General features: G+C 49.7%; 28 protein-coding genes, 2 tRNA genes and 1 pseudogene. 19 read left to right on the forward strand and 12 right to left on the reverse strand.

Annotated features, from left to right (window positions below; genetic code table 11):
• The first annotated feature begins 4 nt into the window (after window positions 1-4).
• From fliJ to rcsA, 10 genes are all read left to right on the forward strand, one after another.
• Window positions 5-448 carry a flagellar export protein FliJ gene (fliJ, locus tag OGV69_RS17615; RefSeq protein ID WP_003030438.1) on the forward strand — a complete coding sequence of 148 codons (444 nt, stop codon included), beginning with the start codon at window positions 5-7 and terminating at the stop codon, window positions 446-448.
• Complete coding sequence (gene fliK / locus OGV69_RS17620; protein WP_069323567.1) at window positions 445-1,659, forward strand: flagellar hook length control protein FliK; 1,215 nt, start codon at window positions 445-447, stop codon at window positions 1,657-1,659. The genes fliJ and fliK overlap by 4 nt, the downstream gene beginning before the upstream one ends.
• 104 nt (window positions 1,660-1,763) lie before the next feature.
• Complete coding sequence (fliL, locus tag OGV69_RS17625; RefSeq protein ID WP_038641578.1) at window positions 1,764-2,231, forward strand: flagellar basal body-associated protein FliL; 468 nt, start codon at window positions 1,764-1,766, stop codon at window positions 2,229-2,231.
• A 4-nt stretch (window positions 2,232-2,235) separates the two neighbouring features.
• Window positions 2,236-3,240 (forward strand): flagellar motor switch protein FliM, encoded by a 1,005-nt coding sequence (fliM, locus tag OGV69_RS17630; protein WP_038641580.1) that lies wholly within the window; start codon window positions 2,236-2,238, stop codon window positions 3,238-3,240.
• A complete protein-coding gene (gene fliN, locus OGV69_RS17635; protein ID WP_005127761.1) occupies window positions 3,237-3,650 on the forward strand; it encodes a flagellar motor switch protein FliN in 414 nt (137 codons plus the stop codon). The genes fliM and fliN overlap by 4 nt, the downstream gene beginning before the upstream one ends.
• Window positions 3,650-4,027, forward strand: coding sequence for a flagellar biosynthetic protein FliO (fliO, locus tag OGV69_RS17640; RefSeq protein ID WP_087856017.1), 378 nt, complete (start codon window positions 3,650-3,652; stop codon window positions 4,025-4,027). Before fliN ends, fliO begins: the two co-directional genes overlap by 1 nt.
• Complete coding sequence (fliP, locus tag OGV69_RS17645) at window positions 4,027-4,764, forward strand: flagellar type III secretion system pore protein FliP (protein ID WP_069323565.1); 738 nt, start codon at window positions 4,027-4,029, stop codon at window positions 4,762-4,764. The genes fliO and fliP overlap by 1 nt, the downstream gene beginning before the upstream one ends.
• 9 nt (window positions 4,765-4,773) lie before the next feature.
• Window positions 4,774-5,043, forward strand: coding sequence for a flagellar biosynthesis protein FliQ (fliQ, locus tag OGV69_RS17650; protein ID WP_032939600.1), 270 nt, complete (start codon window positions 4,774-4,776; stop codon window positions 5,041-5,043).
• Between the two features lie 8 nt (window positions 5,044-5,051).
• Complete coding sequence (fliR, locus tag OGV69_RS17655) at window positions 5,052-5,837, forward strand: flagellar biosynthetic protein FliR (RefSeq protein ID WP_069323564.1); 786 nt, start codon at window positions 5,052-5,054, stop codon at window positions 5,835-5,837.
• A 287-nt stretch (window positions 5,838-6,124) separates the two neighbouring features.
• Entirely contained in the window at window positions 6,125-6,748 is a 624-nt protein-coding gene (gene rcsA / locus OGV69_RS17660) for a transcriptional regulator RcsA (protein WP_038641587.1), read from the forward strand.
• 54 nt (window positions 6,749-6,802) lie between these two features.
• Here rcsA and dsrB read toward each other — a convergent pair whose 3' ends face one another.
• Complete coding sequence (gene dsrB, locus OGV69_RS17665) at window positions 6,803-6,991, reverse strand: protein DsrB (RefSeq protein WP_038641589.1); 189 nt, start codon at window positions 6,989-6,991, stop codon at window positions 6,803-6,805.
• 163 nt (window positions 6,992-7,154) lie between these two features.
• Here dsrB and yodD point away from each other — a divergent pair, with 163 nt between their 5' ends.
• On the forward strand, window positions 7,155-7,382 hold the full coding sequence (gene yodD / locus OGV69_RS17670; RefSeq protein WP_032939599.1) for a YodD family peroxide/acid resistance protein: 228 nt from the start codon (window positions 7,155-7,157) through the stop codon (window positions 7,380-7,382).
• A gap of 205 nt (window positions 7,383-7,587) precedes the next feature.
• Here the strand turns inward: yodD and OGV69_RS17675 are convergent, their stop codons facing one another.
• Both OGV69_RS17675 and OGV69_RS17680 read right to left on the reverse strand, forming a co-directional pair.
• Entirely contained in the window at window positions 7,588-7,770 is a 183-nt protein-coding gene (locus OGV69_RS17675; RefSeq protein WP_069323563.1) for a YodC family protein, read from the reverse strand.
• 77 nt (window positions 7,771-7,847) lie between these two features.
• A complete protein-coding gene (locus OGV69_RS17680; protein WP_069323562.1) occupies window positions 7,848-8,759 on the reverse strand; it encodes a DUF808 domain-containing protein in 912 nt (303 codons plus the stop codon).
• Window positions 8,760-8,938: 179 nt separating this feature from the next.
• Here OGV69_RS17680 and yedA point away from each other — a divergent pair, with 179 nt between their 5' ends.
• Window positions 8,939-9,859 carry a drug/metabolite exporter YedA gene (gene yedA / locus OGV69_RS17685; protein WP_069323561.1) on the forward strand — a complete coding sequence of 307 codons (921 nt, stop codon included), beginning with the start codon at window positions 8,939-8,941 and terminating at the stop codon, window positions 9,857-9,859.
• Here the strand turns inward: yedA and OGV69_RS17690 are convergent.
• The 3 genes from OGV69_RS17690 to OGV69_RS17700 form a co-directional block, all read right to left on the reverse strand.
• Window positions 9,851-10,318 carry a very short patch repair endonuclease gene (locus OGV69_RS17690; protein ID WP_069323560.1) on the reverse strand — a complete coding sequence of 156 codons (468 nt, stop codon included), beginning with the start codon at window positions 10,316-10,318 and terminating at the stop codon, window positions 9,851-9,853. The genes yedA and OGV69_RS17690 overlap by 9 nt on opposite strands.
• Window positions 10,299-11,729 carry a DNA cytosine methyltransferase gene (locus tag OGV69_RS17695; protein ID WP_038641600.1) on the reverse strand — a complete coding sequence of 477 codons (1,431 nt, stop codon included), beginning with the start codon at window positions 11,727-11,729 and terminating at the stop codon, window positions 10,299-10,301. The genes OGV69_RS17690 and OGV69_RS17695 overlap by 20 nt, the downstream gene beginning before the upstream one ends.
• Window positions 11,730-11,805: 76 nt before the next feature.
• Window positions 11,806-12,498 (reverse strand): phosphohydrolase, encoded by a 693-nt coding sequence (locus OGV69_RS17700; RefSeq protein ID WP_069323559.1) that lies wholly within the window; start codon window positions 12,496-12,498, stop codon window positions 11,806-11,808.
• Window positions 12,499-12,937: 439 nt separating this feature from the next.
• On the opposite strand from OGV69_RS17700, the gene ompC reads away from it, so the two are divergent.
• The gene (ompC, locus tag OGV69_RS17705; RefSeq protein WP_069323558.1) at window positions 12,938-14,113 is read left to right on the forward strand and encodes a porin OmpC; all 1,176 of its coding nucleotides are present in this window, start codon (window positions 12,938-12,940) and stop codon (window positions 14,111-14,113) included.
• 105 nt (window positions 14,114-14,218) lie between these two features.
• On the opposite strand, the gene OGV69_RS17710 is transcribed toward ompC, so the two are convergent.
• The 3 genes from OGV69_RS17710 to OGV69_RS17720 form a co-directional block, all read right to left on the reverse strand.
• Window positions 14,219-14,551 (reverse strand): EmrE family multidrug efflux SMR transporter, encoded by a 333-nt coding sequence (locus tag OGV69_RS17710; RefSeq protein ID WP_003839058.1) that lies wholly within the window; start codon window positions 14,549-14,551, stop codon window positions 14,219-14,221.
• A 79-nt stretch (window positions 14,552-14,630) separates the two neighbouring features.
• Complete coding sequence (locus OGV69_RS17715; protein ID WP_069323557.1) at window positions 14,631-14,990, reverse strand: hypothetical protein; 360 nt, start codon at window positions 14,988-14,990, stop codon at window positions 14,631-14,633.
• 209 nt (window positions 14,991-15,199) lie between these two features.
• Window positions 15,200-16,039: an MBL fold metallo-hydrolase gene (locus OGV69_RS17720; RefSeq protein WP_069323556.1), complete on the reverse strand. Its 840-nt coding sequence runs from the start codon at window positions 16,037-16,039 to the stop codon at window positions 15,200-15,202.
• Between the two features lie 416 nt (window positions 16,040-16,455).
• Between OGV69_RS17720 and OGV69_RS17725 the strand changes: the two genes are divergently transcribed.
• Window positions 16,456-17,346 carry a LysR substrate-binding domain-containing protein gene (locus OGV69_RS17725; protein ID WP_069323554.1) on the forward strand — a complete coding sequence of 297 codons (891 nt, stop codon included), beginning with the start codon at window positions 16,456-16,458 and terminating at the stop codon, window positions 17,344-17,346.
• Between the two features lie 183 nt (window positions 17,347-17,529).
• Here OGV69_RS17725 and OGV69_RS17730 read toward each other — a convergent pair whose 3' ends face one another.
• Together OGV69_RS17730 and OGV69_RS17735 are read right to left on the reverse strand one after the other, a co-directional pair.
• On the reverse strand, window positions 17,530-18,276 hold the full coding sequence (locus OGV69_RS17730) for an SDR family NAD(P)-dependent oxidoreductase (protein ID WP_069323553.1): 747 nt from the start codon (window positions 18,274-18,276) through the stop codon (window positions 17,530-17,532).
• A gap of 70 nt (window positions 18,277-18,346) precedes the next feature.
• Window positions 18,347-19,036, reverse strand: a complete 690-nt coding sequence (locus tag OGV69_RS17735; RefSeq protein WP_069323552.1) for a helix-turn-helix transcriptional regulator — start codon at window positions 19,034-19,036, stop codon at window positions 18,347-18,349.
• 187 nt (window positions 19,037-19,223) lie between these two features.
• On the opposite strand from OGV69_RS17735, the pseudogene OGV69_RS25385 reads away from it, so the two are divergent.
• A pseudogene (locus OGV69_RS25385) lies at window positions 19,224-19,415 on the forward strand (hypothetical protein); the annotation flags it as partial.
• Window positions 19,416-19,442: 27 nt separating this feature from the next.
• Here the strand turns inward: OGV69_RS25385 and OGV69_RS17745 are convergent.
• Window positions 19,443-19,532 (reverse strand) — tRNA-Ser (locus OGV69_RS17745).
• A 93-nt stretch (window positions 19,533-19,625) separates the two neighbouring features.
• On the opposite strand from OGV69_RS17745, the gene mtfA reads away from it, so the two are divergent.
• The 4 genes from mtfA (at window position 19,626) to OGV69_RS17765 (ending at window position 23,570) form a co-directional block, all read left to right on the forward strand.
• Entirely contained in the window at window positions 19,626-20,423 is a 798-nt protein-coding gene (mtfA, locus tag OGV69_RS17750) for a DgsA anti-repressor MtfA (protein WP_038641617.1), read from the forward strand.
• Between the two features lie 99 nt (window positions 20,424-20,522).
• Window positions 20,523-20,598: transfer RNA gene (locus OGV69_RS17755), tRNA-Asn, on the forward strand.
• 262 nt (window positions 20,599-20,860) lie between these two features.
• Window positions 20,861-21,898, forward strand: a complete 1,038-nt coding sequence (locus OGV69_RS17760; RefSeq protein ID WP_038641620.1) for an extracellular solute-binding protein — start codon at window positions 20,861-20,863, stop codon at window positions 21,896-21,898.
• The gene (locus tag OGV69_RS17765; RefSeq protein ID WP_069323551.1) at window positions 21,882-23,570 is read left to right on the forward strand and encodes an ABC transporter permease; all 1,689 of its coding nucleotides are present in this window, start codon (window positions 21,882-21,884) and stop codon (window positions 23,568-23,570) included. The genes OGV69_RS17760 and OGV69_RS17765 overlap by 17 nt, the downstream gene beginning before the upstream one ends.

Consider the following 23,570-nt stretch of genomic DNA (forward strand, 5'->3'; position numbering starts at 1 on the left):
GGTCATGGCACAACATGGTGCATTAGCAACGCTGAAAGACCTGGCTGAAAAAGAGGTAGATGACGCTGCTGTCTTATTGGGAGAGATGCGTCGTGGCTGTCAGCAGGCGGAAGAACAGTTGAAAATGCTGATCGATTATCAGCATGAGTACCGTAACAATCTGAATAACGATATGGGTCAGGGTATTACCAGTAATCGCTGGATTAACTATCAGCAGTTTATTCAGACCCTGGAAAAAGCGATTGAGCAACATCGCCAGCAGCTCAATCAATGGACACAGAAAGTGGACCAGGCGCTGAACAGTTGGCGCGATAAAAAACAACGGTTGCAGGCGTGGCAGACTCTGCAGGACAGACAAACCTCGGCGGCGTTACTGGCCGAAAACCGTCTGGATCAGAAAAAAATGGATGAATTTGCTCAGCGTGCAGCTATGAGGAAACCCGAATGATTACTTTACCCCAACTGATTACCACCGACACCGACGTAGCCGCAGGTCTTCAGTCAGGCAAAGCGGTAGATTCACCCGAGGATTTTTTAGCGCTGCTGGCTGGCGCATTAGGTGCGGGCGACGCGCAGGGTAAAGGCGCGCCATTGACGCTTGCCGATTTACAGGCGGCGGGCAGTAAACTGCAAAAAGGGTTGCTGCAAAAAAATGGTGATGTCACCCAGGCGGTCAAGTTAACCGATCTGCTGGCGCAAAAAGAGATGCAAACCGATGCTTCTCTTGCCGACATGACTGATGCTCAGCAACTGTTGTCAGCGCTGACGCCGTCGCTGAAAGTGAATGCCCTGACGACACTGGGCAAAACTGTTCAGCAGGATGAAAAAAACACCACGCTCAGCGATGACGATCTCGCCAACCTGAGCGCGCTGTTCGCCATGCTACCGGGACAACCGTTGGCGACACCTGCCGTCGACAACACCCCTGCCCCCGTTGATGCCACGCTTTCGGCGTTGTCACGAGGCACGGCACATGGCGCTATCACCGATAACGCAGGCGAACTGCTGCCCGGTGACGCCAAAAAAAGCAAAGTGGATATTGCCTCACCTGGCGGCAGCCTGGATCAGACAAACAATCCGACGCTAACCCCACTGACGGTAGCGGCGGCGACCAGAGCGGAAATTGACAGCGCCCCTTCGCCGACCAGCATTGGCGTGACGGCGGCTCCGTTAAGTGGCCCACAGACACATGCTCAGCCGTTACCTACCGCCGCGCCGGTGCTAAGCGCTCCGTTGGGTAGTCAGGAATGGCAGCAATCACTGAGTCAGCACGTCACACTATTCACGCGTCAGGGCCAGCAGAGCGCAGAGCTGCGCCTGCATCCGCAGGATCTGGGCCAGGTGCACATTTCCATTAAGCTGGATGACAACCTCGCACAGTTGCAAATGGTGTCACCACACAGTCACGTGCGCGCCGCACTGGAAGCCGCGTTACCGATGCTGCGTACGCAGTTGGCTGACAGTGGGATCCAGTTGGGACAAAGCAACATTAGCAGTGAGAGCTTTGCCGGACAGCAGCAGTCTTCCGGACAGCAACAACAGGCTGGTCGCGCTCAGGGACAAGATATTTTTGCCGCTGAAGATGACGCCATCCTGGCAACGCCAGCCTCGCTGCAAGCCGCTGCCCGCGGTGATGGAGCAGTAGACATCTTCGCCTAACGCCAGAGGTAGCATGATTATCCGCGTCTTTTCCACGCTTTGTCGTGGACAGGACACGGGATAATCAGCCCATAAGCTGTACCGAAACAGGAAGCCCGTATCTGATGACTGACTCCGCGATTAACAAAAAAAGTAAACGCGCTATTTGGATCCCTCTGCTGGTATTAATTACCCTCGCCGCCTGCGCAACTGCGGGGTATAGCTACTGGCGCATGCAGCAGCAGCCGTCCGCCAGCGTCAAAGCGGAACCGGCTCCACCGCCTGCGCCGGTGTTCTTTGCGCTGGATACCTTTACCGTCAATCTGGGTGATGCGGACCGTGTGCTGTATATCGGTATCACGTTGCGCATGAAAGACGAAGCGACACGTGCGCGTCTGAATGAATATTTGCCGGAAGTACGCAGCCGCTTGCTGCTGCTGTTTTCTCGTCAAAATGCGGCTACGCTCGCCACCGAGGAAGGTAAACAACAGCTGATTACCGCCATCAAAGAGACGCTCGCGACTCCGCTCGTTGTCGGGCAGCCAAAACAGGTTGTCACCGACGTTCTTTATACAGCTTTTATTCTGCGGTAAAGACATGGGCGACAGTATTCTTTCTCAGGCTGAAATCGACGCATTGCTGAATGGCGATAGCGAAACCAAAGACGAACCCATTACCGGTATCGCAAAAGAGAGCGATATTCGACCTTATGATCCCAACACCCAACGCCGCGTGGTGCGTGAGCGTTTACAGGCGCTGGAGATCATTAACGAACGCTTCGCGCGCCAGTTCCGTATGGGATTATTTAACCTGTTGCGCCGTAGCCCGGATATTACCGTGGGGGCGATTCGTATCCAGCCGTATCACGAATTTGCGCGTAACTTACCGGTGCCGACCAACCTGAACTTAATCCACCTCAAGCCGCTGCGCGGTACGGGTCTGGTGGTGTTCTCACCAAGTCTGGTATTTATCGCCGTTGATAACCTGTTCGGCGGCGATGGACGCTTTCCGACGAAAGTGGAAGGTCGCGAATTTACGCATACTGAACAGCGCGTTATCAACCGCATGCTGAAGCTGGCGCTGGAAAGCTACAGCGACGCGTGGAAGGCCATCAATCCGCTGGAAGTGGAATACGTTCGCTCCGAAATGCAGGTGAAATTTACCAATATCACCACCTCGCCTAACGACATCGTAGTGAACACCCCGTTCCACGTTGAAATTGGCAATCTGACCGGTGAATTTAACATCTGTCTGCCATTCAGCATGATTGAACCATTGCGCGAGCTGCTGGTGAATCCACCGCTGGAAAACTCACGTAATGAAGATCAGAACTGGCGCAATAATCTGGTGCGTCAGGTTCAGCATTCTGAGCTGGAGCTGGTGGCAAACTTTGCCGACATTCCGCTGCGGCTGTCCCAGATTTTAAAGCTGAAACCCGGCGATGTACTGCCGATTGAAAAACCCGACCGCATTATTGCTCATGTGGACGGCGTGCCTGTACTGACCAGCCAGTATGGCACCGTGAACGGTCAGTATGCGTTACGCGTAGAACATCTGATAAACCCGATTTTGAATTCGCTGAATGAGGAACAGCCCAAATGAGTGATATGAATAATCCGTCCGATGAGAACACTGGCGCATTGGACGATCTGTGGGCTGACGCGTTAAACGAGCAAAAAACCACGACCACCAAAAGCGCGGCCGATGCGGTATTCCAGCAGTTAGGCGGCGGCGACGTCAGCGGCGCTTTGCAGGACATCGACCTGATCATGGACATTCCGGTCAAACTGACCGTTGAACTGGGCCGTACGCGCATGACCATCAAAGAGCTGCTGCGTCTGACGCAGGGTTCCGTTGTCGCGCTGGATGGTCTGGCGGGCGAACCGCTGGATATCCTGATCAACGGTTATCTGATCGCCCAGGGTGAAGTGGTAGTGGTCGCGGATAAATACGGCGTGCGTATCACCGACATTATCACTCCATCAGAACGCATGCGCCGTCTGAGCCGTTAATCATGAACACCCAGGCGACAGTTTCTCAGCCAGCCGCCGTCCCCGGCTCACCGCTGGTACAGGTAAGCGGCGCGCTGCTGGGGATCATTGTGTTGATCCTGGCGGCAGCCTGGGTCATTAAACGCCTGGGCTTTGCCCCCAAAAGCACCGGTACGCGAGGGCTGAAGGTTGCGGCAAGTACCTCACTGGGCCCACGTGAGCGCGTGGTGGTTGTTGAGGTTGAAGATGCGCGCCTGGTGCTGGGCGTCACGGCCTCGCAAATTAACCTATTGCACACCCTGCCCCCGGCACCTGCCGATGCAGAAGAAAAACCGGCCTCCCCTGCGGATTTCCAGGCCATGATGAAGAGTTTGCTCAAGCGTCCCGGGAGATCCTGATGCGCCGTTTGTTTTCCATCACGCTGGCAGGCTTATGGCTTTTCAGTCCAGTCGCCCTCGCCCAACTCCCGGGCCTGGTGAGTCAACCGCTGCCAGGCGGCGGACAAAGCTGGTCATTGCCTGTACAGACGCTGGTGTTTTTCACCTCGCTGACCTTCCTGCCTGCCATTTTATTGATGATGACCAGCTTCACCCGCATCATCATCGTTTTCGGTTTGTTACGAAATGCATTGGGAACGCCGTCTGCACCCCCTAATCAGGTACTGCTGGGGCTGGCGCTATTTTTAACCTTTTTCATCATGTCGCCAGTGATCGATAAAATCTACGTTGACGCCTATCAGCCGTTCAGCGAAGAGAAGATCTCCATGCAGGAAGCCATGGAGAAAGGCGCCCAACCGTTACGCGAGTTTATGCTGCGCCAAACCCGTGAAGCCGATCTGGCGTTGTTCGCCCGTCTGGCAAACAGCGGTCCCTTACAGGGACCAGAAGCCGTACCGATGCGAATTTTGCTTCCGGCTTATGTCACCAGTGAGCTGAAAACCGCATTCCAGATAGGCTTTACCATTTTTATCCCGTTTCTGATTATCGATCTGGTCATCGCCAGCGTGCTGATGGCGCTCGGGATGATGATGGTGCCGCCCGCCACGATCGCGTTACCGTTTAAGCTGATGCTGTTCGTGTTGGTGGACGGTTGGCAATTGCTTGTCGGCTCGCTGGCACAAAGCTTTTACAGTTAGAGGCGCGAAATGACACCTGAATCGGTCATGATGATGGGGACAGAAGCGATGAAAGTCGCTCTGGCCCTTGCTGCGCCTTTGCTGTTGGTGGCCCTCGTCACAGGTCTTATCATCAGCATTTTGCAGGCGGCGACCCAGATTAACGAAATGACGCTGTCCTTCATTCCCAAAATTGTTGCGGTTTTTATTGCCATCATTGTTGCCGGCCCGTGGATGCTTAACCTGTTGCTCGACTACGTGCGTACGCTGTTCAGCAATTTACCGTATATCATCGGGTAGACAACGTTATGTTGCAGGTCAGCAGCGTTGAGTGGATGCAGTGGCTGAATCTTTACTTCTGGCCGTTGCTGCGCATCCTGGCGCTCATCTCCACAGCGCCCATTCTCAGCGAACGCGCTATCCCCAAACGGGTAAAACTGGGGCTGGGATTGATGATAACCATTGTTATCGCCCCATCTATTCCCCCAGCAGACGTCCCCATCTTTTCCATCGGCGCGTTGTGGCAGGCCATGCAACAAATTCTGATCGGTATCGCCTTAGGCTTCACCATGCAGTTTGCGTTTGCCGCCGTGCGTACCGCCGGGGAACTGATTGGCCTGCAAATGGGGCTTTCCTTTGCGACATTCTTTGACCCCGGTAGCCGCCTGAATATGCCAGTCCTGGCACGACTGATCGACATGCTCGCCATGCTGTTATTCCTCACCTTTAATGGCCATCTGTGGCTGATTTCGCTGTTGGTGGATACGTTTCATACCTTGCCCATTGCCGGCAATCCGGTTAACAGCAATGCATTTCTCGCGCTGGCGCGGGCGGGAAGCCTGATTTTCCTCAACGGGCTGATGCTGGCCCTACCGGTTATGACGCTGCTGCTGACGCTGAACCTTGCGCTTGGCTTGTTAAATCGCATGGCGCCACAGCTGTCGATTTTTGTCATTGGCTTTCCTCTCACCCTGACCGTGGGTATTTCATTAATGGCGGCGCTGATGCCATTAATTGCGCCATTCTGCGAGCGCTTGTTCAGCGAAATTTTTAATTTGTTGGCCGATATCGTCAGCGAAATGCCCGGAAAATAATAACCCTTAATTTTTATCCTGTTTTACTAAGGATTGTCCTAAATTTAAAAACCGACAACATCCACCAGGATATCGCTGTCGCGGTTTATTTGTTTTTGCCTCACTCACATAACGCAACATTTACTTTACTTTAAGATGTTTCCTGGCAAATTATACGCAACTTTACGGGATAGTAAATTCGCCTGAAAACAGCGAAAGCGTCATCTTGGGTCGTTATTATTCCGTTTAGTTGTGATGCAATAATCAGGTAAGGGGAATTATCGTTACGCATTGAGTGAGGGTATGCCATGTCAACGATTATTATGGATTTATGCAGTTACACCCGGCTAGGGTTGACCGGATATCTGGTCAGTCGGGGGGTGAAAAAAAGGGAAATCAACAATATTTCCAGCGTTGGTGAACTCAGTCTCGCCTGTGTTTCTCTGCAACCCGCTGTGGTGTTTATTAATGAGGACTGTTTTATCCACGATCCTGCTGACAGTCAGCAAATCAAGCAAATCATTAATCAGCATCCCAGTACATTATTTATTGTATTTATGGCGATTGCCAATGTGCATTTTGATGAGTATCTTTTAGTCAGAAAAAATTTATTGATCAGTTCTAAATCAATTAAACCTGATTCACTGGACGAACTTCTTGGCGATATTCTGAAAAAGGAAGTCAATATTGCTATCGATGTTAATCTGCCGACATTGTCATTAAGCCGTACCGAATCCAGCATGCTACGCATGTGGATGGAGGGACAGGGAACAATACAGATATCAGATCAAATGAATATCAAGGCCAAGACCGTCTCATCCCATAAGGGAAATATAAAACGAAAGATTAAGACGCATAATAAGCAAGTTATCTATCACGTGGTTCGACTCACGGATAACGTCACCAATGGTATCTTTGTGAATATGCGCTAAAACGTTCTGACTGGTGGCGGAACCACCAGTCAGAATCATGCAGAAGAACTTACCTCACTCTATTTTTTCCACAAAGATACCGTCCTGATGACCTGATTCATTAAAGAACCAGATACCGAGCGGGTAGTCTTCCAGCGAAACCAGGTACATGGTGCCTTCACTAAACTCTTCGATTGCCAGTACCACGCCCGGCCGACGTGGACCGCCGTCCGTTTTGACTGTGACCCGATCATTCACCTTCATCATTTTCCTCCTGTGGCTTTGTGCCAGTGTAGAACAAATTCCTTTTTGTGGCAGCGTCCGGCGCATGCGATTGCGGGTTTTCTCGACGGTCTATACTTAAGTGGTGCGCATCTGAGGTTTTGATGCGCTCCCCCGGTATCCTTAACGGTTGAGAGGTATGAGGATGAAAACCGCGAAAGAGTACAGCGATACGGCCAAACGTGAAGTCAGCGTCGATGTAGACGCGCTGCTGAAGGCAATCAACGAAATCTGCGAGAGTGAAATTCATCGCAGTCAGGACGATCCTGAACGCGTCAGCATCGACGGGCGTGATTACCATACATGGCATGAACTGGCCGATGCGTTCGAGCTTGATATCCATGATTTTAGCGTGTCGGAAATCAATCGCTGACTGAGGGTGAAAAAAATCCCGGCCCTCATCGGGCCGGGATCAAGCTTGCTTATGCAAGAAGCACTTGAAAATTCGTTACACCAGGAAATCTGATGTAAAACAAACCTTATCTGCAATTTTTTTGCCTGACAAGAAAATAATTCTCACCAAAATGATAAATATAACTAATGGTTGAGAGTTCGCCGGGTTACGGCCTGGCCCAATGTCAGGTGTCCTTGCAGAGCGATCTTTGCTCGCCGGGCACCAGTTCATCTTCACGGAATGCTTCCCGTTTAACGCCAAAGCCGTCGTACCAGCGACACTCCACCATTCCGCTGGCATACCCGGTAACGATCATGCGTGGGCCACCCTCTTTCGAAGTGACTTCCTCACTGACAGAAAAGACCATACCTGCCTCCTGTATCAAGAGAAACCTTTACACCTTAGACGACAAAAAGGCTTTTTGCGTAATTAATCCGGCGACAATTAGTGCGAAACTCCGCGCAGTCTGGCAACGGTTTTCACCAGCAGAACGACTATTCCACCAATGATAAAGCCGAGCACCAGATTAAGCAGGGTCGGAAGCATAAGCGCCATCAATGCGCTTTGCTGCTGGGCAAAATGTTCTATCGCATGATGCAGCGGTGATATTCCATGTACAACAATCCCGCCCCCTACTAAAAACATCGCCAGCGTGCCCACCACTGAAAGTGTTTTCATCAGCCAGGGAGCAACAACCAGTAGTCCTTTCCCCAGCGATTGGGCAAGCAGGCTGCGCTTTTCTGCCAGCCAGTAGCCGATATCATCCAGCTTAACGATAATCCCTACCAGGCCATACACGCCCACGGTCACCACTAAGGCGATACCTGATAACACCAGCACCTGATTCAACAACGGCGCATCCGCCACAATACCGAGGGTGATGGCGACAATCTCAGCGGATAAAATGAAATCGGTACGTATCGCACCTTTGATTTTATCTTTCTCGAAGGTCAGTGGGTCCTGCGCCGCCAGAGATGCCAGACGCTGCTGGCGCTCTTCCGGGGTCTCTTTGTGTTTACGAGCTTCCAGGGTGTGAAGCACTTTTTCCACCCCTTCAAAACAGAGAAACGCCCCGCCTACCATTAATAAGGGGGTGATCGCCCAGGGGATAAAGGCGCTAATCAATAGCGCCAGCGGTACCAGAATAACTTTGTTAACAAACGACCCTTTAGCCACGCTCCAGACCACCGGGAGTTCGCGGTTCGCCCGCACGCCCGACACCTGTTGCGCATTGAGCGATAAGTCATCTCCCAAGACACCCGCGGTTTTTTTCGCGGCCAGTTTTCCCATGACCGAGATATCGTCGAGTAAGGTAGCGATATCATCGAGTAAGGTCAGTAAGCTACTTCCTGCCAAAATGTTAACCCTCAATATTATTTTTTTGCCGTATATAAGTATGAAGTAAAACACGCCATGCGGAAACTGGCCTTTCTGGTCAACAAATATTTAACAATGGCATGCAATTATAAATCTCGCCAGCACGATAGTTTTGACGTTTACTATGTTGCACCTTTTTATTTCCACCGTGAGGGATTATGCGTTTCAGGCAATTGTTACCACTTTTCAGTGCGCTCTTCGCGCTGTATATCATTTGGGGTTCCACCTACTTCGTTATTCGCATTGGCGTGGAAAGCTGGCCGCCGTTGATGATGGCTGGCGTGCGTTTTCTCTCCGCGGGCATTTTGTTAACCGCATTCTTACTGATTCGCGGGCATAAGCTGCCGCCTCTGCGCCAGCTCCTGAACGCCGCGTTAATTGGCGTCCTGCTGCTGGCTGTGGGTAATGGGCTGGTCACCGTCGCAGAACATCAAAATGTGCCTTCCGGTATCGCCGCGGTGGTGGTTGCTACCGTTCCGCTGTTTACGCTGTGCTTTAGCCACTTTTTTGGTATCAAAACGCGCAAACTGGAATGGGTGGGAATCGCCATTGGGTTGGCAGGAATCATCATGCTGAACAGCGGCGGTAATTTAAGCGGTAATCCTTGGGGCGCTGTATTAATCCTGATCGGTTCGATAAGTTGGGCGTTTGGCTCGGTGTACGGCTCACGCATAACGTTACCCGTTGGCATGATGGCTGGGGCCATTGAAATGTTAGCCGCCGGGGTTGTGCTGATGTGCGCCTCGTTGCTCTCCGGGGAAAAACTGACCACTATGCCGACATTTTCAGGCTTTCTGGCGGTGGCGTACCTGGCCCTGTTTGGCTCTATTATTGCCATTAACGCGTATATGTATCTGATTCGCAACGTCAGTCCGGCGTTAGCCACCAGCTATGCCTACGTTAATCCGGTTGTCGCCGTACTGCTAGGTACCGGTCTGGGAGGAGAAAGTCTGGCGCTCATCGAATGGCTGGCGCTCGGCGTGATCGTATTTGCGGTGGTATTGGTTACCCTCGGTAAATACTTATTCCCTATGAAAGCGGATGCCGTTGCTACCCCGTCGGAAAAGACACTACAGTAAGTGAATACCCTGAGTGTCGATCTGCGCGGTGGCACCGCCGCCGCAGATCCACTCGATGACACGTTCAGATAACGCCTCATCGCCGAGTTTTTCGCGCCCGCGCAGGGCGCACTCCCAGACAATCAGTATACGCCAGCCCAGAGTCTGCAATTTTTCACAATCCCGCGCGTCACGCTGGACATTTTTACCTATTTTTTCCAGCCAGAATTCCGTTCGCGTGGCAGGGACTTTAAACAAGTAGCAGTTGTGATGATGCCAGAAACAGCCATGGGTAAAGATCACACAACGGTAATCATCCACTACAAAATCGGGGCGACCAGGTAACGTCGCATCCTGCACGCGAAACGTTACGCCCTGCTCTGTCAGTACGCTGGCAAGGCGTTTTTCAATGGCGGTATCACGGGTGGCGATCGCCCGCATATTTTTACTGCGCGTTGCTTTATCGTGAACGTCTGCCATGCAGGTTCTCTTTTTCGCGAATAGCAACCGCCTGTTTGATTTTCGGCTCCAGCAGTCTGGCAACCGCCGCGAATGCCGGAACGACCACCGAATTACCAAACTGGCGATAAGCCTGAGTATCCGACACCGGGATCCTGAACTGATAGCCCTGCGGTGATTCAAATCCCATCAGGCGCGCACACTCCCGTGGTGTAAGCCGGCGCGGACGGTGTTGCTGGTTCAACGGATCGTCAAAATCCTTTTCCCCTAGCGCCATATCCCAGCCGCGATCGACAAGGATCTCGGCGCCGTCTTTATAATAGCGTGCGGATAATGTGCGCGTTACGCTATCGGGATTACCAGGATACACCATGCCATAACCAAAACCATTCCCCCGCGCCTGGTGCTTTTTCGCATAGCGGTATAAATATTTCCACAACACCGGCGTCAGCACATATTTCGCATCGACGGTCGGCTCAAGCAGCTCCGCCAGCGTAGTACGTCGCGGCGGATAGCGAGTGACAATATTGCGCAGCGTGAAGTCTGATTTCAGATTCAGATCGCGTCGAAATCCGACGAGCACAATACGTTCGCGATGCTGAGGTAAAAAATGTTGTCCATCGATAATTTTCGGATCGTCGGGCCCATTATCCGCCGCATCCGCGACGTCATAACCCAGCTCATCCAGCGTCTGCATAATGATGCGAAACGTTTTGCCCTGGTCGTGACTTTTCAGATTTTTAACGTTTTCGAGCACAAATATTGCTGGTCGACGCGCATCGATAATGCGCACCACATCAAAAAAGAGTGTGCCTTGTGTATCACAGGCAAAGCCGTGGGCCCGCCCTAACGCATTTTTCTTTGATACCCCAGCCAGGGAGAAAGGCTGACAAGGAAATCCTGCCAGCAGTACGTCATGTTCAGGAATATGTTGGCGAATATGTTCCGCCGCCTGCTGGTCGCTTACTCCATCATGATGACTCAGCGTGACATCGCGAATATCTTCATTAAAGTGATGCTGGAGCGGATCGCAATAATTATTCGCTTTGTAGGTGCGCACCGCATGCTTGTTCCATTCGCTGGTAAACACGCACTGCCCGCCAATCGCCTCAAAGCCGCGACGAATCCCGCCGATGCCGGCAAACAGATCGATAAATCGAAAGGCATAATGCGGATGATGCGCAGGTGGCGTCGGCAGCAAGGAATTCAGATGAGCAAGCTCATTGTCGCTGAGGCGATGCCATGTTTCGTTCGCTACTACTCGCTTAAAGATGGCCGGACTCCAGCGGTTCTCACCAACACCATTCAGATGAGCAACCAGGGTTTTCACGTCATAAATTTCAAGCAACTTAGCCAAAATTACCTGTGCGGCGGCCTTGTTATCATCTGTCATTGGGTTCATGGAGCCTGCTACTGAAAAATTATCCTGCATACATTTAACCGGCCGAAATGGATAACCGACAGATTAACATAAAATAGCGCGGTTGACGTTGCGGCTGTACTGGCGACTAACGTGCTTTAAAGGGTTGAATCGCGTCGAGATCCAGCATTGCATACTCTCCTTTTAACTCCGCACTCAGCTTCGCCATATACGTCAGTAAAAAGTCAGCATTATGCTGCGCTAAATGTCGGCCTTGTTCAGTTTGCATTGTCAGCGGCAGCGTCAATAATTTGGTCTGAAAGTGATCGAGCGCGTACTGTTTATCGTTAAGGCTACGCTTCCGCGCGAATGGATCTTCCGCGTCAAACAGCGCCACGCCTAACGCACCAGACACGGCAAATACGCGCGCTAAACCGATAGCCCCCAGCGCCTCAAGCCTGTCGGCATCCTGCACAATTTTAGCTTCAATAGTTTCCGGTGCGATCTTCGCGCTGAAACTGTGCGCCTCAATGGCATGACATACGGCAGGTATACAGTGTTGCGGAAAATCAGGGAAATCGCGCCTCAGAATGCGGCGTGTTTCCTGCGCCGCCAATACCGATGAGCGATGACGATCCGGATGATTCTTCGGCAAGCTGACAAGATCATGGAAGTAGCACGCTGTAAGAACCACCAGCCAATTTACGGTCGCATCCGTACTTAGCTTTTGCGAAGTCTTCCACACGCGACGAAAATGAGAGATATCATGGGCAGCATCCTGCCCGGAATGGTTATCCTGTAGCCAGGCTTCAAATTTTGACTGCCAATCTTGTCGTTCCATGTGGTCTCTCTTTGCAGAAAGAAAACCACCTTAACAACAATTTTCATTGCAGACCACTGCCAGCGCTTCAATTTATATAAATATATTATCACTCTCAACTTTATATAATCACAGAAATTTATTGTTTCTTGATCACCATAGCAACAGATAATCATATGTAATCAAACAACAAATAACCCCCAAAAATAAAATACACGAAAACAATGAACGCAAGAAATACATAACCCACTGATAAAAATAAATTTATCATGTAAATAGCATTATTAAAAACATATACATTAATTTATAAAAAGACACTATAGAAACATTTTTAAATATCTTAAATATATTTGTTACATGTTATATTTTAAATTAAATGAACTTCATAGATAGTATCCAAATGTAGTCTTTCGGATAGTACTACATATTCATATTAATTATTATCACAAGGGAATACATAATGAAAAGAAAAGTACTGGCACTTCTCCTCCCTGCTTTATTAGCTGCAGGCGCAGCGAATGCCGCTGAAATTTATAATAAGAACGGCAATAAACTGGATCTGTACGGCAAAGTCGATGGTCTGCATTATTTCTCTGACGATGCGGGTAGCGACGGCGATCAGACCTATGTACGTGTGGGCTTTAAAGGCGAAACCCAGATCAACGACACGCTAACTGGTTATGGTCAGTGGGAATATAACGTCCAGGCCAACAGCACAGAAGGTGAAGGTGCAGATTCATGGACCCGCCTGGCTTTCGCTGGCTTAGGTTTTGGTCAGAACGGTACCTTTGACTACGGTCGTAACTATGGCGTTGTCTACGACGTAGAAGCCTGGACCGATATGCTGCCGGAATTCGGCGGCGATACCTACACCCAGACCGACGTGTATATGACCGGTCGTACCAACGGCGTTGCCACCTACCGTAATAAAGGTTTCTTCGGTGAGGTTGATGGTCTGAACTTCGCTCTGCAGTACCAGGGCAATAATGAAGATGGTGGTTCAGGCGAAGGTACTGGTAATGGTGATGGACGTAGACTGTCTCGTGAAAATGGCGACGGTTTCGGTATGTCTACCTCCTATGACTTCGACTTCGGTTTAAGCCTCGGTGCGGCATACTCCAGCTCTGACCGTACTAATAATCAGGTTGCTGCTGGACGTGGCGACAGTAGCCATGCCAACCGCTATGCTGGTGGTGACACAGCTGATGCCTGGACCGTGGGTGCCAAATATGATGCGAATAACGTGTACCTGGCTGCCATGTATGCTGAAACACGCAATATGACCGCATACGGTAAAGGGGATGGAGTTGAAGGCGGTATTGCTAACAAAACGCAAAACTTCGAAGTTGTTGCACAATACCAGTTTGACTTTGGTTTGCGCCCGTCCGTTGCATTCCTGCAGTCTAAAGGCGTTGATTTAGGCGGCTGGGATCACCATAGCAATGGCACCCCACGCTACACCGACAAAGATCTGGTCAAATATGTTGATGTAGGTATGACTTACTACTTCAACAAAAACATGTCCACCTACGTTGATTACAAAATCAACCTGCTGGATGAAGACGATAGCTTCTATGAAAGCAATGGTATCGCGACTGACGACATCGTTGCCGTTGGTTTAGTCTACCAGTTCTGATTGAGATACAAACAGCAAGCCCGCTTCATATGAAGCGGGCTTTTTTCACCGCACGGGGATAAGCTCTGCTAAGAGCGCCAGATATGCGACACGCTTTCAATAGAATTAATGCGGGGAAGATTTAGAAAAAATATTAATAACCAGAACCCCTGCACAAATAAGGAACATGCCTGCGATCGCCGGAAAATCAAGCTTTTGCCCACTTACCAACCAGCCCAAAAGGCTGATTAATACGATTCCAGCACCTGACCAAATTGCGTACGCAATACCCGTTGGAATGGTCGACAGCGTCTGAGCGAGAAGATAAAAAGCAGTGCAGTAGCATACAATGGTTGCTACAGATGGCCATAGACGTGTAAATCCGTCAGAGAACTTCATCAGGGTTGTACCTATTACTTCAGCTACAATGGCCCCGGCAAGGAAAATGTATGAATTCAAAATCTGGCCCCATGTGACAATCTAAAACAATTATCGTATCACAAAGGGTCAGGTGAGTTTGAACACAGCCAAAACTCCTTCAACTTAGTACAAAAAGACCGTCTGAAGCGCCGCGAGGTCTGCTGTGCGCGGACGTTGGGGTTGATGTTAAAGTCACTACAGAGCTGACATCGGTCTGTGGACTGCCAGATTCGAATACCCAGTTTTCCATTTCCCGGGTAAGTTTTTGCTTAGTATCAGCATCAACGACGCCATCAGGAAATCTGATATTTATAACTTTTCCTTTATCATCAATATCATATACTACTTTGAATTTGTTATTTTCATCCACCAACGTCCTTACCCAAGTTTTGCTTATTGTTTCACTTGCATGAGAACTAAAAGCTAAACCTGCCGACAAAACAGCAATAATGGCCACACCCAACAGCTTGTTATTCATAGTGTTATCCACTCGCAAATAAATAATGTTAAATAGAAATAGTTATCATTTCCACCATTTGTTTTTACAGCTACGCAGGGTGTGGCAATATTGAGGGACCTGAACTGTCGCTCTCACGGCGCAGAACCAAACCTAATCTGACGGTCCACTCTGGACAATAATGACGTTGAACAGCACTAATCAATTACAAGCCTGTCGGGCATATCCGTTCAATTCTCAGAGTAAGAAAGGCGGTATCCACTCCCCTCTCTGAAAATGCTGGCAAACCCCGCCTGGCCTAAATGCATACCTGCAATGAGCATTTTTTTGCTGACAGCTTTTTCCATAATTTTCTTCCTTGTTTCCTCGGCCTGAGCGGGATCGGTATCGAATAAAATAGAGACATTCGGGTGCGCTGACTGAATATGAGGGTAGTGGACGATGTCGCCCCATATTAATAAGCATTTATCATCTGCATCAATGCGAAATCCTGTATGCCCGGGCGTATGACCCGGTAACCATACTGGGAGAATACCTTCTGCAATGTTATCCCCGTCGAAAAAACGCAGGTTTCGCGCATAAGCGTGTAACGTTTGGCGGACCAGCCCAAAATTACGTTGCCCGCGCTCATTCGCCATGCTGAGTTTTTTATCATCCAGCCAATGTTGCGCTTCAAGAGGATGAAGCATAATTTGAGCGCGCTGAAAAACTGGCCGTTTTTCAGGATCCAGCAGACCGCCAATATGGTCCGGATGGCAGTGCGTCAATAACACAGTATCGACCTCGTCAGGACTGATCCCCACTGCTGCAAGGTTTATGTTGAGTTGCCCTCCTTTGTTGCTCAGCGGCCCTGCGCCAGCGTCGACCAAAATGACCCGACCCCGACCGCGGATAAGGTAGCAGTTTATATGGATATCGGCAGGCTCATCGAGCCCGGCGTCATTTTGAATGACGTCCGCATCAGCTTTTTCAATGCCTGACAGTAAATCCAGGCTGGCTGACATTGTACCGTCACTCAGCGCCGTAATCTGAAAATCTCCAATCTGCCGAAACGGAAAGAAATGGCTCATCAGTACCTCGGGATTAGTTGCGGGCAAATATGTGTTGTCAGGCCAGATGCCTGTTGGATGGCGAAATCCAGTTCACGAATAAAGTTTTCCATCACCTCCTGCGTTCGAGCAGAGGGCACGGCATTTATGGATAAAATTGTTAAGGTTTTGAACTTGTCAGAGTGGTTTTCAGAAAGATAAAAGGTCAGATTAGGCATTCCATTCTGCCTCGCTTTCAGAATCGTTATACGTACATTCCACGGTATACCACATCAGTTCATCTCCACATGAGTCATAAACGCAAGCAAAACAGTTGCTCAATGATTTTTCATCATGCTACAAGCTAGTTATACGGCTTAAAATCGATAATAAGTCACGGGTTAGTGATGTTTAGTCACTAATTGCAGGCTACAGGCTCAGAGCAAGGAACAAATTTCATGCGCAGAAAAATACCCAGTAGTACGTCCCTTCAGGCTTTTGATGCCGCTGCAAGGCACGGTAATTTTGCCCGCGCTGCAGAGGAATTATCGTTAACGGAAGGGGCCATTAGCCGTCAGATTGCGCGACTTGAAGCTTTGCTGAACTGTAAATTGTTCGATCGTGTGGGAAGCAGGGTAAAGCTCAATCCTGTCGGCGCGCGCTATGCACATCACGTCCGTGAAACGCTCGACAGGCTTGAAAGAGATACGCAGTACATAATGGGCATGCCAGAGGGGAGTAAGAGTCTGGATATCGCCGTCCTGCCAACCTTTTCCAGCCGTTGGCTTATTCCTCGCCTGAACGGTTTTACCTCTTTATTCCCGGATATAACGTTAAATATTGCGGCCAGAACGGATCCTTTCATTTTGTCAGGAAGTGGATTTGACGCTGTCATTCATTTTGAACATTCCGCATGGGCAGGAATGCGTACGCAATTTCTGTTTCAGGAAAATCTGGTGCCTGTTTGTCATCCTGGGCTGCTAACCAGTCATGACGTCACGCAACAGTTGAACGAACTGCCGCGGATACACCGTCGACAAAACCCTGAAGCATGGCATCACTATGCCCGAGAAAGCGGGATATTTCTTGAGAATCCGGCTCAGGGAGTACGCTACGATCTTCATGAAATGGCCATCGCTGCCGTTATGGCGGGACAAGGGGTAGCATTGGTACCACGCATGTATGTCGAGAATGAATTGAGCTGTGGCCTGCTTGCTTCGCCCTGGCCAGCTTCAGACACGCTGAACAAAAGGTTTTGTTTAGTACAACCGACGGAAACGGGAATAAACGAGGCTGCGCTGGAAAGCTTTAAATGCTGGTTGCTTGCTGAAATGAATACGATCACATAATACTGAACGATACATTACGTCCAGGTCTTCAACTCAGTTGCATCCATGCTCACGTTAAACCATACTGGAAATATTTTTATCACTTGCGCTGCAACGGAAGCGTTAATTATATTCTAACGCTCCCAGTGAGCCTACCACTTTGGCAAGGCAATTCTTAGTGTTTAACAGGTCCTGTGGGGTATTTTACTCGGCTAAATAACCACCATCGATTGGATAAACCCCTCCAGTGCAGAACGCCGAATTATCTGACAGCAAAAACAATATAAAGTCTGCTATTTCTTGCATTTTTGCCATCCTTTTCATGGGGTGACTGTTTGCAAAACTACGTACGATATTTTCAGGGAATTCACTCATTCGTGGGGTTTGGACATAGCCGGGAGCGACAGCATTAATCCGAATGTCTTGACTTGCAAACTCTAGCGCAGCGGTTTGGGTTAAACCGATTATACCATGTTTAGCCACGGTGTAAGGCGCTAATCCAGGAATGCCAACCAGACCATTGACTGCAGATAAATTAACTATAGAGCCACCAAATTTCATCATCTCAGGTATTTCATATTTTAGGCAGTAAAAAACACCGCTCAATGAGGTGGCAATAACCTTATCCCAGTTTTCAACTGTCTGCTCTGTTATGTTTTTACCATGTTCACCCGTTAAGCCTGCGTTATTTACGGCATAATCGAGTCTGCCGAAATATTTGATAACCTCATCTATCATTTGCCGTACTTGTTCAGGCTGTGACACATCACATCCGATCCCCAACGCTTGTTGTCCCAGTGAAGATAATCGTTTCGCTTTTTGTTTAGCCTGCTCTGACGAGCGGGATACAATAACAACCTTCGCGCCATGTTTGTGTAATTGCTCGGCGACTGCCTCACCTATACCTGCAGTACTTCCTGTTATTACAGCAACTTTATTCTGGAAATTCATAACTCCCCCTATGAAGTAGAATTGAGTCTTTCATCAGGGTTAGTATACAAATTAGCTATGACAGTTTTTGTCAGTACTCTTTCTCCTCACAAATTCCTTCTTTTATTCTCCATTTTTTCAATAAAACTGTCCTGCTTTCACTATATAGGGAATCCAGCTGTATCAGCTCTTCAATTTTGTCAGTTCTAAAATGACGAAAATCATTTCTCATCTCACACCATGCAACCAAAAGCCAGCACGACTCCATATATACCAATCCGATAGGCCATATAACCCGAGAAGAGTAAGTCTCTTTCTTGTCACAATACTTTATTTTGATTCTGTGTCGCTTTTTAATAGCATTGCGAATACCTGCAAAAAAGATCTCATTGTTTTCTGAAGGACCAATCAGATAGGACTGACTCTCAATAAGATTTTGTAATTCACCGGGAATGACAGCGTGTATTTTGGCAAGTGCAGTCCTTGCGATATTTTTGAAGTCATAATCCGTATTATGAGATACCCAATTTAACCCAAGTGTAATAGCATTAATTTCTTCATGAGAAAGATTTAAGGGTGGTAAATGGAAATCAGACTTAACGATATAACCAATTCCAGCACCACCCTCAATGCACACGCCTTGATGCTGTAGCGTTTTTATATCTCTGTAAATGGAGCGCACACTTATTCCCAATCTTTCAGAGAGAGTGGATGCAGTGATCGGATATCTTTGCGCCCTTAATATCTGTAGTAATTCGAGAAGCCTTTCTGTTCTGGTCATGTTGATAAATCCATCTTAAGCCTGAGAGGCTATCTTAAATCATCTGTTGGATAAGCATCTTAATCCAAAGTTAGCATACACACTTAAGTTGAACTGCCACATTGATTAAGGATGCCCCATTGAACTCACAGCTCAAAGAAGACAGTCAGATTTGATGGCGTTCTGGCTACGCCAACTATCAGAGTAAGAAGGCTCGAGTAAGGACAAACAACTCTTCTCAGGTCACAAAACTGAAAGCCAAGTTGTGGTTTATGACAGAAAAGTGAGAATTTCTCCCACATAGGATCTTCCAGTATTGGGCAAATCAGAAGATGATGATGGCGAGCTTTATACTAAGCGAATATACCGACACTATACCAAGTGTGACATGAGTCGTTGAAAGGAATTGAGCTAAGTGTTTGAATAGTGGCGGAGAGAGGGGGATTTGAACCCCCGGTAGAGTTGCCCCTACTCCGGTTTTCGAGACCGGTCCATTCAGCCGCTCTGGCATCTCTCCGTTTTGGTGGTTGCCATGATGCCAGGTAATTTGGCATTTTAACAGACCCAGTTCCGTCAATTTCGTTCAAGTGACGAGTTTGCGAGCAAAACGATGATTAAGTGGCCCTGGAAAGAGCAAGAAACAGCCCGAAATGACGACTGGCCCTGGGATAACGCCCTGGCTATTCCGCTTCTGGTGAATCTCACCGAGCAAGAACAAGCCAGACTTATCGCCCTGGCCGAGCGTTTTTTACAGCAAAAAAGATTGGTAGCACTTCAGGGGTTTGAGCTGGACCCGCTAAAAAGTGCACGCATTGCTCTGCTCTTTTGTTTACCTGTTCTGGAATTGGGGATCGAGTGGCTCGATGGGTTTCATGAAGTTCTCATCTACCCTGCCCCATTTGTTGTCGACGACGAATGGGAAGACGAAATTGGTCTGGTACACAATCAACGTGTCGTTCAGTCCGGGCAGAGCTGGCAGCAAGGTCCGATAATTCTCAACTGGCTTGATATTCAGGATTCCTTTGATGCCTCAGGCTTTAATCTGATCATTCATGAAGTCGCGCATAAGCTGGATATGCGTAATGGCGATCGCGCCAGCGGAATTCCGGCGATTCCTCTGCGAGACATTGCCGGCTGGGAGCACGACCTGCATGCCGCAATGAACAATATTCAGGATGAAATCGATCTGGTAGGGGAAACCGCATGCAGTATAGATGCCTACGCTGCAACCGATCCGGCCGAATGCTTTGCCGTATTATCCGAGTATTTTTTCAGCGCACCTGAATTATTTGCTCCACGATTCCCGGCTTTATGGCAGCGTTTCATCCTGTTTTACCGCCAAAACCCAATGCAACGGTTACGTGATAACCCCGAAGATGACCATTATCGCTCATCAAATGTGCATTAACACTGAATTTGAAGATTAATTAACCAATTGAAATGACGCGCTAATTTTACTGTTGACACCTCAGGGTGAGGTCAGTAATATGCGCCTCGTTCACACGATTCCTCTGTAGTTCAGTCGGTAGAACGGCGGACTGTTAATCCGTATGTCACTGGTTCGAGTCCAGTCAGAGGAGCCAAATTTAAGAAGCCTGCTTAAGGAAACTTGAGCGGGCTTTTTGCTTTTCAGGCTTACATAAAAGCATCCTGCATAAGCGTTCTGCCTGTTGTACCGCCCCTATTTCATGTCGCATCACACCATTGATTAAAGTTATGTAAATGTAAATCGTTTAAACTTTGCAATTATTGTAACTGCTAGTGATTATCATTTATTGTACGCGAGCCAAAAGAACGAGCCCTGCTCGGTTCACTGTACGTTCCAATTACTCTGGGATATAAACGATGAATGCTCTGCCTCGCACCGGACTGCGCCGTATCACGCTTGCCTCTGCCCTGGTCTTCGCTGTTAGCCTGCCGGCTTTCGCCCAGGAAACATTAACGCTTTACACCACCCGTGAACCAGGTCTGATTCAGCCGTTACTTGATAGCTGGACAAAAACCAGCGGCATCAAAGTCAGTACGGTTTATATCAAGGATGGCATGCTTGAGCGCGTTAAAGCGGAAGGCAAAAACTCCCCTGCCGACCTGCTGATGACCGTTGATGCAGGCAATCTCCTCGATCTCGTGGAAGCCGGAGTGACCCAACCGGTAGAGTCAGAAGCGTTGAAAACCGCGATTCCAGCCAACCTGCGCGGTGCGGATAATCAGTGGTTTGCACTTTCTATGCGCGCTCGTGTGCTGTATGCCGAAAAATCAATGCCCATTGATAACTGGCATTACGAACAACTCGCCAGCCCGGAGTATAAAGGTAAAGTCTGTATCCGCTCCGGGCAGCATCCGTATAACACGGCGCTGATCGCTGCGATGATTGCCCATCACGGTGAAGCTAAAACCGAAGACTGGCTGCGCGGCGTGAAGGCTAACCTGGCCCGTAAAGCCACCGGCGGCGACCGCGACGTTGCCCGCGATATCCTCGGTGGAATTTGTGATATCGGTCTGGCTAACTCCTATTACGTCGGCCATATGAAAAATGCCAAAGAAGGCAGCGATGCTCGCCAATGGGGCGATGCCATCAAAGTCGTAAAACCAACCTTTGAGAATGGCGGCACGCACGTCAATATCAGCGGCGCTGCCGTTGCCCGCTATGCGCCAAATAAAGCCGATGCCGTTAAGCTGATGGAGTATCTGGTTTCCGCGCCTGCCCAGCAGCAGTATGCGAAAGCGAACTTTGAATATCCGGTACTGAAAGGCGTAACGCTTGATCCGGTTATCAGCGCAACCATCGGTGAAATTGATGTCGATAAGACACCGTTAACTGAAATCGTGAAGTATCGTAAACAAGCTAGCCTGCTGGTAGATAAAGTTGGATTCGATCAATAAACCTTTGCAGTTTCCAGCGTTACGCGGCCTGGTTTCCGGGCCGCAGTCATTATTAACGCCGTTGCATCTTGGCGCGCTGTGCGTGGCGCTTGGCGTCCTGACCCCCGTCATTGCGCTGATCTGGCAGGCTACCCAGGCCGATTTATCTCACTGGGATAATCTCCTGACGTGGGTGTTGCCCGCCGCGTTAAAAAATACCGTACTGTTGTTAGCGGGTGTCGCCGTGATGGTCGGCGTCATTGGCGTAGGTAGCGCATGGGCGGTGACGGCATGGGATTTTCCTGGACGCAAAATTCTCAGTTGGGCGCTACTGTTGCCGCTGGCGATGCCGACCTACATCGTCGCCTTTGCCTGGCTCGATCTGCTGCATCCGATTGGTCCCCTGCAAACCTTTATTCGTTTCTTACTGGGCTTTGACAGCCCACGACAGTTCCGCTTGCCAGATTTACGCTCTCTTTCCGGTGCAATAATTCTGCTCGGCTTAGTACTTTATCCTTACGTGTACCTGACCACCCGCGCCATGTTTATCAGCCAGCCGGCTCATTTACTGGAAGCCGCACGTACGCTGGGATGCAGCGCGACCGGAACTTTTTTTCGCGTTGCCCTCCCCATGGCACGTCCGGCCCTGGCCGTTGGCATCAGTCTGGCATTGCTGGAAACGCTTAACGACATCGGCGCGTCGGAATTCCTTGGGGTGCAGACGTTAACTGTTACCGTGTACACCACGTGGATCTCGCGCTCCGATTTATCTTCAGCGGCGCAAATCGCCTGCATGATGCTGATGTTTATCTTCTTTATTCTGACGCTGGAATTTTATGGCCGCAGAAAACAGGGGTTCAGCAGCCGCAGTCTGCGGGAAATTCAACCCACGCGCGTGCAGGGTTGGCGCGGCTGGCTGCTTGGTGCCGTTATTTCTCTGCCGGTTGTGCTGGGTTTTCTGGCCCCGGTGCTGTTTTTAATGTGGGAAAGCGCCAAACGTATCGGCGATGACAATCTTCTCTCCCCCTCGTTACTGTCAGCATTACAAAATACGCTCTTGCTCGCGGCGGGAACCACGCTGGTGGTGGTTTGCGTCAGTATGTTGGTAGCCTGGAGCGCACGCCATAGCGCTGCAGACAACGCGATGCCGGGGTTTCGCCGTGGCGTGATGCGCCTGGCCTCTTTAGGCTACGCGGTTCCCGGCACAATCCTGGCGATTGGTTTTTTAACGCCCGCCATGGCGGTTGACCGTTGGCTGGCTGACTTGCTGGATGTGCGTGGCCTGCCGCTGATGTCAGCCGGGATCCTGCTGGTCATTTGTTGCGCCATGCGTTTCCAGGCGATTGCCATCGGCGCGCTGGATTCCGGTCTGGGACGCATTCCACCTTCGCTGGAGCAGGCTTCCCGGCTGTTGGGCGAGAATGGCGCGGGCACGTTTGCACGGGTTCATTTCCCTCTACTGCGCCCGGCGCTGATAAGCAGCGCCCTGCTGGTTTTTGCCGACGCGATGAAAGAGCTACCCACAACATTGCTTTTGCGTCCGGTTAACTTCGAAACGCTGGCAACATTGCTGTATGCGGAAGCCGCTCGTGGAACTTATGAAGAAGGTGCTATCGCCGCGCTAATGATTGTTTTAGCTGGCACGCTACCGGTTATTTTATTGGTGCGTCACCAAATGACTCGCCGGGGTTAA

The sequence above is a fragment of the Citrobacter sp. Cc139 genome, from assembly GCF_030334645.1.
GTDB classification, from domain to species: Bacteria; Pseudomonadota; Gammaproteobacteria; order Enterobacterales; family Enterobacteriaceae; genus Citrobacter; species Citrobacter werkmanii.